Below are 7,396 nucleotides of genomic sequence, written 5' to 3'. Positions count from 1 at the left end.
CCCCCATCGCCATGGAGAAGGGCCTGAAGTTCGCCATCCGCGAGGGCGGCCGCACCGTGGGCGCCGGAACCGTCACCGAGATAATGGAATAACTGTTTGAAAAACCGCAAACAGGCAAGTAGTTAATCGGAAATTAAAGAATCGGATAATGAAATGCGAGAGATAATCACCTTGGCTTGCGTGGACTGCAAACGCCGGAATTATAACAACACCAAGAACAAGCGCAAACACCCCGACCGGGTGGAGTATAAGAAATACTGCCGGTTCTGCAAAAAGCATACCGCTCATAAGGAAACCAGATAATCCAAAGGCGAAGGCCAGTAGCTCCAATGGTAGAGCGCCGGTCTCCAAAACCGGATGCTGGGGGTTCAAGTCCCTCCTGGCCTGCCATTCCGGTTTTTAGTAAAAAAGGGATCGGAACAAACGAAGGGAAGACCAGATTATGTTCAATAAAATAGTACAGTTCGTAAAGGACGTCAGGGTCGAGTTTACCAAGGTCAGCTGGCCCAGCCGCGACGAACTGGTCCAGTCCACCATCGTGGTGGGCGTGGTGTCTCTGGTGGTGACCGCTTTTATCGGGGTCATCGACCGGCTGCTGTCGGTAGGATTAACATTCTTTCTGGGCCGATTTTAAATGGCAATGCACTGGTACGTCATACATACCTACGCCGGACACGAGAACCGGGTAAAAGCGGCTCTGGAGTCGGCGGCCCTGCGCTATGGTTTTCAGGACAAGATCGGACGGGTGCTGATACCCACCGAGGATGTCACCGAGATCAAGAAGGGGCGTCGGAAGACCACAGCCAAACAGCTCTTTCCCAGCTATCTGATGGTGGAGATGGACATGACCGACGAGGTCTGGAACGTTGTCTCCACCACCCCCGGAGTAACCAGCTTCCTGGGCACCAGGCGCAAACCACAACCCATGAGGGATTCCGAGGCCCAGCGCCTGATATCCCGGATGGATGGGGAGAAGCGTCAGGGGCCGGTGGTGATACCCTACCAGAAGGGCGAGACCATCAAGATCATCGACGGGCCGTTCGCCAGTTTTACCGGCCTCATCGAAGAGATAGACAGCGAACACGGAAAGGTCAGGGTGATGGTGACCATCTTCGGGCGGACCACCCCGGTGGAGCTCGATTCCATGCAGATAAACAGTCTGTGACAGAAAAATACAATAAACCAAGAGAGAAGATATGGCAAAGATTGTAACCGCAATGGTAAAACTACAGGTTCCGGCCGGACAGGCCAATCCGGCGCCCCCGGTGGGCCCGGCTTTGGGACAGCATGGCGTCAATATCCCGGAATTTTGCAAGCAGTTCAACGCCAAGACCTCCGGCCAGGAAGGGTTGATCATCCCCTGCGTGATCACGGTATACAAGGACCGGTCATTTTCCTTTATCACCAAGACCCCGCCGGCCGCGGTATTGCTTAAAAAAGCTGCCGGGCTGGCCAAGGGCTCCGGTGTTCCCAACCGCAATAAGGTGGGCACGGTGACCGAGGCCCAGGTCAAGGAGATCGCCACCAAGAAAATGGCCGACCTGAACGCCGCCAATGTGGAGGCCGCCATGATGATGGTCAAGGGCACCGCCCGCAGCATGGGCATAGAGATAGGCAATTAATCAACCGACTAGATATAAGTTAAAACACCAATCCCGCTGGGAGGAGCCAGGGTGGGATTTCAGGGGTCACCCGCGCTGTCTTCGTTAGTAACCAGAAAGGAGGAAGATGAAAAGAGGGAAAAAGTACAACAACTCGCTCAAAAAAATTGAAGCGGTCAAGGAATACACCCTGGCCGAGGCAATGGAGATGGTCAAGCAGGCGGCCTATGCCAAGTTCGACGAGACCATGGAACTGTCGATGAAGACCGGGCTTGATCCCAAGAAATCCGATCAGAACCTAAGGGGCACGGTCCTGCTGCCCCACGGCACCGGCAAAAAGGTCCGGGTGCTGGTCTTCGCCAAGGGCGAAAAGGAGATCGAGGCCCGGGATGCCGGGGCGGATTATTTCGGCTCCGAAGAATTGATCAAAAAAATCACCGAGGGCTGGACCGACTTCGATGTGGCTATCGCCACTCCCGATATGATGAGCCAGGTGGGCAAGCTGGGCAAGATCCTGGGCGTCCGGGGGCTGATGCCCAACCCCAAGACCGGAACCGTCACCTTCGACGTGGCCAAGGCGGTCAAGGAGTCCAAGGGCGGCAAGATCGAATACCGGCTGGACAAGCAGGGCAATCTGCACCTTCCGGTGGGCAAGAAATCCTTCGAGACCGACAAGCTGGTGGGCAACGCCAGGGCGGTGGTCAATGAAGTGATCCGGGCCAGGCCGTCATCGGCCAAGGGGACCTACATCAAGAGCCTGTCGATATCGGCCACCATGAGCCCCGGGGTCAAAATCGCTCTGACCGAGCTGGCCAATACAGGAAAGTGAGGACTAAACGATGATAAAACAAGAAAAAGAAAAGATAGTCCAGGAACTGACCGAGAAGATGAAAACAGCCAAGGCCATCTACCTGACGGATTTCACGGGGTTGGATGTGGTCCGGGCCACCGAACTGCGGAAAAAACTGAGGGATGCCTCGGTGGAATACCAGGTGGTCAAGAACACCCTGGCCCAGCTGGCGGCCAAGAACGCCGGGATGGAGATGCTGCTGGATTACCTGACCGGCCCCACCGGACTGGCCTTCGGCGTCAAGGACCCCATCATTCCGGCCAAGATCCTGGTGGAGTTCGCCAAGGACGACGACAAACCCTCGGTCAAGATGGGCGTTGTTGAGGGCAAGGTGGTTGATGTCAAACAGGTCAAGCAGCTGGCCCTGCTGCCCAGCCGCGAAGTGCTGATATCCCAGATATTATCCGCCATGCAGTCCCCGATCACCGGCCTGGTGGGGGCCCTGGGCGGGATCATCCAGAAGTTCGTGGGCACGGTGGATGCCATAGCCAAGCAGAAGGAAGCCAAGTAACCGTTTTTAAAAAAGCCAAAAGAAAATAAAAAACAATCAGGAATAAAAAGGAGCATTGTAAAATGTCGGACAAGAAACAAACCATAATGGAAGCTATCGAATCCATGACCGTACTGGAACTTTCGGAACTGGTCAAAGCTTTGGAAGAAAAATTCGACGTCAAGGCCGCCGCCCCGATGGCCGCCATGGCCGCCATGCCGGGCGCCGCAGCCGCTCCGGCCGAGGAAAAGACCAGCTTTGACGTGATCCTGGTCTCCAGCGGGGACAAGAAGATCCAGGTGATCAAGGAAGTCCGGGGCATCACCAGCCTGGGCCTGAAGGAAGCCAAGGACCTGGTGGAGAGCGCCCCCAAGCCGGTAAAGGAAAGCGTCGCCAAGGACGAGGCCAAGAAGATCAAGGACATCTTAGAGGCCGCCGGGGCTACCGTAGAGTTGAAGTAATCCCAGATTATTTTTTAATCGACACATAAACGGGGGACCGGAGGCAGTGGTTGCCTCCGGCCTCCTGTCCCCAGTGCGTTTGATGGGGCCGTTCCCGGATGTGGTGCCGGGAGATTAAGCGGTTCCATCAAACGCTGTTTTTAGCGGCCTTTAGCCGGGTCGATTATTTTTCAGCACCGGGGGAGTTTCCCGCCGGTCGGTCCGTTAAGCCTAATAAGGAGCACCACCTTGAAGCAGGTAAAGAGAAAAGACTATTCCAAGATCCAATCGGGCATTCAACTGCCCAATATGCTGGACATGCAGGTCAGTTCGTTCAAGGATTTCCTCCAGGAGGATGCCCCTCCCGCCAAGAGAAGAAACGAGGGCCTGCAGGCCATATTCAACGAGATCTTCCCCATCGAGGATCCCCAGAACCGGCTGTCGCTGGAGTTCGTCTCCTACAGCTTGGGCAAGCCGCGCTATGCCATTCCGGAGTGCCATGACCGCGATATGACCTACGCCGCCCCGCTGAAAGCGGTGCTGCGCCTGGTGGTCAAAGACACCTCCGATCCCAAGGCCCCCCCCAAGGAAGTGGTGGAGAAGGAGGTCTTTCTGGGCGAGCTTCCCCTGATGACCGATATCGGCACCTTTGTCATCAACGGAGCCGAGCGGGTGGTGGTCAGCCAGCTGCACCGTTCCCCCGGAGCGTTCTTTGCCGAGAAGTCGCATCCCTCGGGCAAGCGCATCTACACCTCAGAGATCATTCCCTACCGCGGCTCCTGGATCAAATTCATGATCGATCCCAAGGACCTGCTGTGGGTCTCCATAGACAAACACCGCAAATTCCACGCCACCCTGCTGCTGCGTGCGGTGGGCTTCCCCCAGAACAAGGATATCCTGGGCCTGTTCCATAAGGGGGAGAGCCTGCCCATCAGCGCCGACAAGCAGATACTGGGGAGGTATCTCTTCGGCGATGTGGTGGCGCCCAAGAGCGGCGAGGTGCTGGCCGAGGCCGGCCACATCGTCACCCCGGAGATACTGGCCACTTTGCGGCTGGCCAAGATCGACAGCGTCCAGGTGGTGGCCATAGATCCGACCAAGGATTCAGCCATCATTCCCCGGACCATGCTGGCCGACAACAACAAGGGCGTCAAGGAGGATGCCCTGTCCAAGATATATAACATCCTCCATCCCGGCGATGCCATCAGCCCGGAGCTGGCCAAAAGCGTCATCGACCGCCTGTTCTTCGATCGCAAGCATTACGATCTGAAGCGGGTGGGGCGCTACCAGCTGAACCGCCGTCTGGAGATGGATCTCTCCAGCAGCACGGTGCTGAGCCCCAAGGATTTCGTGGAGGTCATCCGCTACCTGCTGGGCCTGCGGGCCAATCAGGGGATGATCGACGATATCGACCATCTGGGGAACCGCCGGGTGCTCCGGGTGGGCGAGCTGGTGACCGCGCAGTTCTCGGTGGCCCTGTCCCGGATGGCCCGGATGGCCCGGGAGAGGATGTCATTGTGGGACGGCAGCGATGCCATCACGCCGCATGATCTGGTCAACTCCAGGATCATCTCCTCTACCATCAATACCTTCTTCGGCTCCTCCCAGCTGTCACAATTCCTGGACCAGCCCAACCCGCTGGCCGAACTCCGGCACAAGCGGAGGCTTTCGGCCCTGGGGCCGGGCGGCCTGACCCGGGAGAGGGCCGGCTTCGAGGTGCGCGACGTGCATTATACCCATTACGGCCGGCTGTGTCCCATCGAAACTCCTGAAGGCCCCAACATAGGACTGATCGCCAGCCTGGCCTGCTACGCCAAGGTCAACGACCTGGGTTTTCTGGAGACCCCCTACCGCAAGGTCAAGGGCGGGAAACTGACCGGGGAGATCGAATATTTATCGGCCAATACCGAGGACCAATACACCATAGCCCAGGCCAACACCGCCATCGATGACAAGGACCGGCTGGCGGTGGATCTGGCTCTTTGCCGGCACCGGGAGATTTTCCCCCGGGTAAAGCCCCCGGAAGTGGATTATATGGATGTCTCCCCTCAGCAGCTGGTGAGCCTTTCGGCCGCCCTGATCCCGTTTCTGGAGCATGATGACGCCAACCGGGCCCTGATGGGCTCCAACATGCAGTGCCAGGCGGTGCCGCTGCTGCGGACCGAATCCCCGATCATCGGCACCGGATTGGAGGGCAAGGCCGCGGTTGACTCCGGAACCATGGTCCAGTGCCGCCGGGACGGAATGGTGGAGAAGGTGACCGCCGATACCATCTATATCCGGCCCTCCCGCCCGGATGTGGCAGAGGTGGATTTTTTAAAGGACAGCCAGCTGGATATATACCATCTTACAAAATTCAGGCGCTCCAACCAGGATACCTGCATCAATCAGCGGCCCATTGTCAAAGAAGGCGATACCATCAAGAAGGGCGAAGTGATCGCCGACGGTTCATCCACCGATCAGGGCGAGCTGGCCCTGGGGGTCAACTGCCTGGTGGGCTTCATGCCCTGGGCCGGGTTCAATTTCGAGGACGCCATCATCATCAGCGAGAGGATGGTCAAGGAGGACCGCTTCACCTCGGTGCATATCGAGAGCTTCGAGTGTTTCGTCCGGGACACCAAGCGGGGTCCGGAGGAGATCACCCGGGAGATACCCAACGTGGGCGAGGACACCCTCAAGGACCTGGATGAGAACGGCATCATCCGGATAGGGGCCCGGGTGGAGGCCGGCGATATCCTGGTGGGCAAGGTCACCCCCAAGGGCGAGACCGAACCCACTCCCGAGGAAAAACTGTTAAGGGCCATATTCGGCGATAAGGCCGGAGACATCAAGGACACCTCGCTTAAGGCCCCTCCCGGCATGGATGGCGTGGTGTGCGACGTCAAGGTCTTCTCCCGCAAGAGCCAGGACCGCCGCTCCTCCCATGAGGAGAAGAGAAAGATAGAGGAGATCCAGAAGGAGGCCAAGAAGCAGATCGACCGGATCAAAGTGGAGCGCGACCGCCGGATCCGGGAGTTGTTGTCGGACCAGATCTGCAACATCACCCTCAAGCACGGCGAAAAACTGATCGCCCGCAAGGGACAGCGGCTGTCGGAGTCGGTGCTGCACGACATCAAGTTCGTGGACCTGGAGGAACTGGGCGAGATCTGCGAGGATAAGGCCCTCAATCAGAAGGCCGTCAAGCTGGTGGAGTCCGCCCGGAAAGCCATCGAATCGGTCCAGGCCGACATCCAGATAGAGAAAGAGAAGGTGGAGCGGGGCGACGAGCTGCCGGCCGATGTCATCAAACTGGTCAAGGTTTTCGTGGCCCGCAAGCGCCGGCTGATGGTGGGCGATAAGCTGGCCGGGCGCCACGGCAACAAGGGGGTGCTGGCCAAGATCGTCCCGGTGGAGGATATGCCCTATCTGTCGGACGGCCGGCCGCTGGATATGATACTCAATCCGCTGGGGGTTCCCTCCCGCATGAACTTGGGCCAGATCCTGGAGACCCATCTGGGATGGGCCGCCAAAATTTTGGGCTTCAAGGTGGCCACCTCGGTGTTCAACGGAGCCTCCATCTCCGAGGTGATAGAGGAGATGCAGCGGGCCGGACTGCCCGAGAACGGCAAGGTTCCCCTGTTCGACGGCCGGAGCGGCCAGTCCTTCGACGAGCCGGTGACGGTGGGCGTCATGTACATGCTCAAGCTGTCCCATCTGGTGGACGACAAGATCCACGCCCGGTCGATAGGACCGTACTCCCTGATCACCCAGCAGCCGTTGGGGGGCAAGGCCCACTTCGGCGGCCAGCGCTTCGGGGAGATGGAGGTCTGGGCTCTGGAGGCCTACGGCGCGGCCTACACCCTCCAGGAGATATTGACCGTCAAATCCGACGATGTCCAGGGGAGGCAGCGGGTATACGAAGCCATCGTCAAGGGAGAGAACCTCCCGGAGCCCGGAACCCCGGCATCCTTCGACGTGCTGGTCAAGGAACTGCAGGGACTGTGCCTGGATATCCAATTAAGGAAGGAGGAATAAG

Annotated in this window: 8 protein-coding genes and 1 tRNA gene; all 9 read left to right on the top strand. The window is 58.3% G+C overall.

Going from position 1 to position 7,396, the window contains the following annotated elements; all coding sequences use genetic code 11:
• Positions 1-153: 153 nt before the first annotated feature.
• The 9 genes from A2273_01660 (at position 154) to A2273_01620 (ending at position 7,395) form a co-directional block, all read left to right on the top strand.
• Complete coding sequence (locus A2273_01660) at positions 154-303, top strand: 50S ribosomal protein L33 (GenBank protein OGF06937.1); 150 nt, start codon at positions 154-156, stop codon at positions 301-303.
• Between the two features lie 11 nt (positions 304-314).
• Positions 315-390, top strand: a tRNA-Trp gene (locus A2273_01655).
• 52 nt (positions 391-442) lie between these two features.
• Complete coding sequence (locus A2273_01650) at positions 443-634, top strand: preprotein translocase subunit SecE (protein OGF06936.1); 192 nt, start codon at positions 443-445, stop codon at positions 632-634.
• On the top strand, positions 635-1,165 hold the full coding sequence (locus A2273_01645) for a transcription termination/antitermination factor NusG (GenBank protein ID OGF06935.1): 531 nt from the start codon (positions 635-637) through the stop codon (positions 1,163-1,165).
• 31 nt (positions 1,166-1,196) lie between these two features.
• On the top strand, positions 1,197-1,622 hold the full coding sequence (locus A2273_01640; GenBank protein ID OGF06934.1) for a 50S ribosomal protein L11: 426 nt from the start codon (positions 1,197-1,199) through the stop codon (positions 1,620-1,622).
• A gap of 106 nt (positions 1,623-1,728) precedes the next feature.
• On the top strand, positions 1,729-2,430 hold the full coding sequence (locus tag A2273_01635) for a 50S ribosomal protein L1 (protein OGF06933.1): 702 nt from the start codon (positions 1,729-1,731) through the stop codon (positions 2,428-2,430).
• A 10-nt stretch (positions 2,431-2,440) separates the two neighbouring features.
• Positions 2,441-2,962, top strand: a complete 522-nt coding sequence (locus A2273_01630; protein OGF06932.1) for a 50S ribosomal protein L10 — start codon at positions 2,441-2,443, stop codon at positions 2,960-2,962.
• Positions 2,963-3,024: 62 nt separating this feature from the next.
• On the top strand, positions 3,025-3,402 hold the full coding sequence (locus A2273_01625; protein ID OGF06931.1) for a 50S ribosomal protein L7/L12: 378 nt from the start codon (positions 3,025-3,027) through the stop codon (positions 3,400-3,402).
• A 213-nt stretch (positions 3,403-3,615) separates the two neighbouring features.
• Positions 3,616-7,395 (top strand): DNA-directed RNA polymerase subunit beta, encoded by a 3,780-nt coding sequence (locus A2273_01620; protein ID OGF06930.1) that lies wholly within the window; start codon positions 3,616-3,618, stop codon positions 7,393-7,395.
• Position 7,396: the final 1 nt, after the last annotated feature.

Source organism: Candidatus Edwardsbacteria bacterium RifOxyA12_full_54_48 (genome assembly GCA_001777915.1).
Classification (GTDB): Bacteria; Edwardsbacteria; AC1; order AC1; family EtOH8; genus UBA2226.
The sequence above is the reverse complement of the archived record's forward strand: the minus strand, read 5'-3'. Positions and strand labels throughout refer to the sequence as shown.

Bases quoted from the DNA above. Each gene is read 5' to 3' on its own strand.
- A2273_01635 (OGF06933.1), top strand. From the start codon at position 1,729: ATGAAAAGAGGGAAAAAGTACAACAACTCGCTCAAAAAAATTGAAGCG.
- A2273_01660 (OGF06937.1), top strand. From the start codon at position 154: ATGCGAGAGATAATCACCTTGGCTTGCGTGGACTGCAAACGCCGGAAT.
- A2273_01625 (OGF06931.1), top strand. From the start codon at position 3,025: ATGTCGGACAAGAAACAAACCATAATGGAAGCTATCGAATCCATGACC.
- A2273_01650 (OGF06936.1), top strand. From the start codon at position 443: ATGTTCAATAAAATAGTACAGTTCGTAAAGGACGTCAGGGTCGAGTTT.
- A2273_01640 (OGF06934.1), top strand. From the start codon at position 1,197: ATGGCAAAGATTGTAACCGCAATGGTAAAACTACAGGTTCCGGCCGGA.
- A2273_01630 (OGF06932.1), top strand. From the start codon at position 2,441: ATGATAAAACAAGAAAAAGAAAAGATAGTCCAGGAACTGACCGAGAAG.
- A2273_01645 (OGF06935.1), top strand. From the start codon at position 635: ATGGCAATGCACTGGTACGTCATACATACCTACGCCGGACACGAGAAC.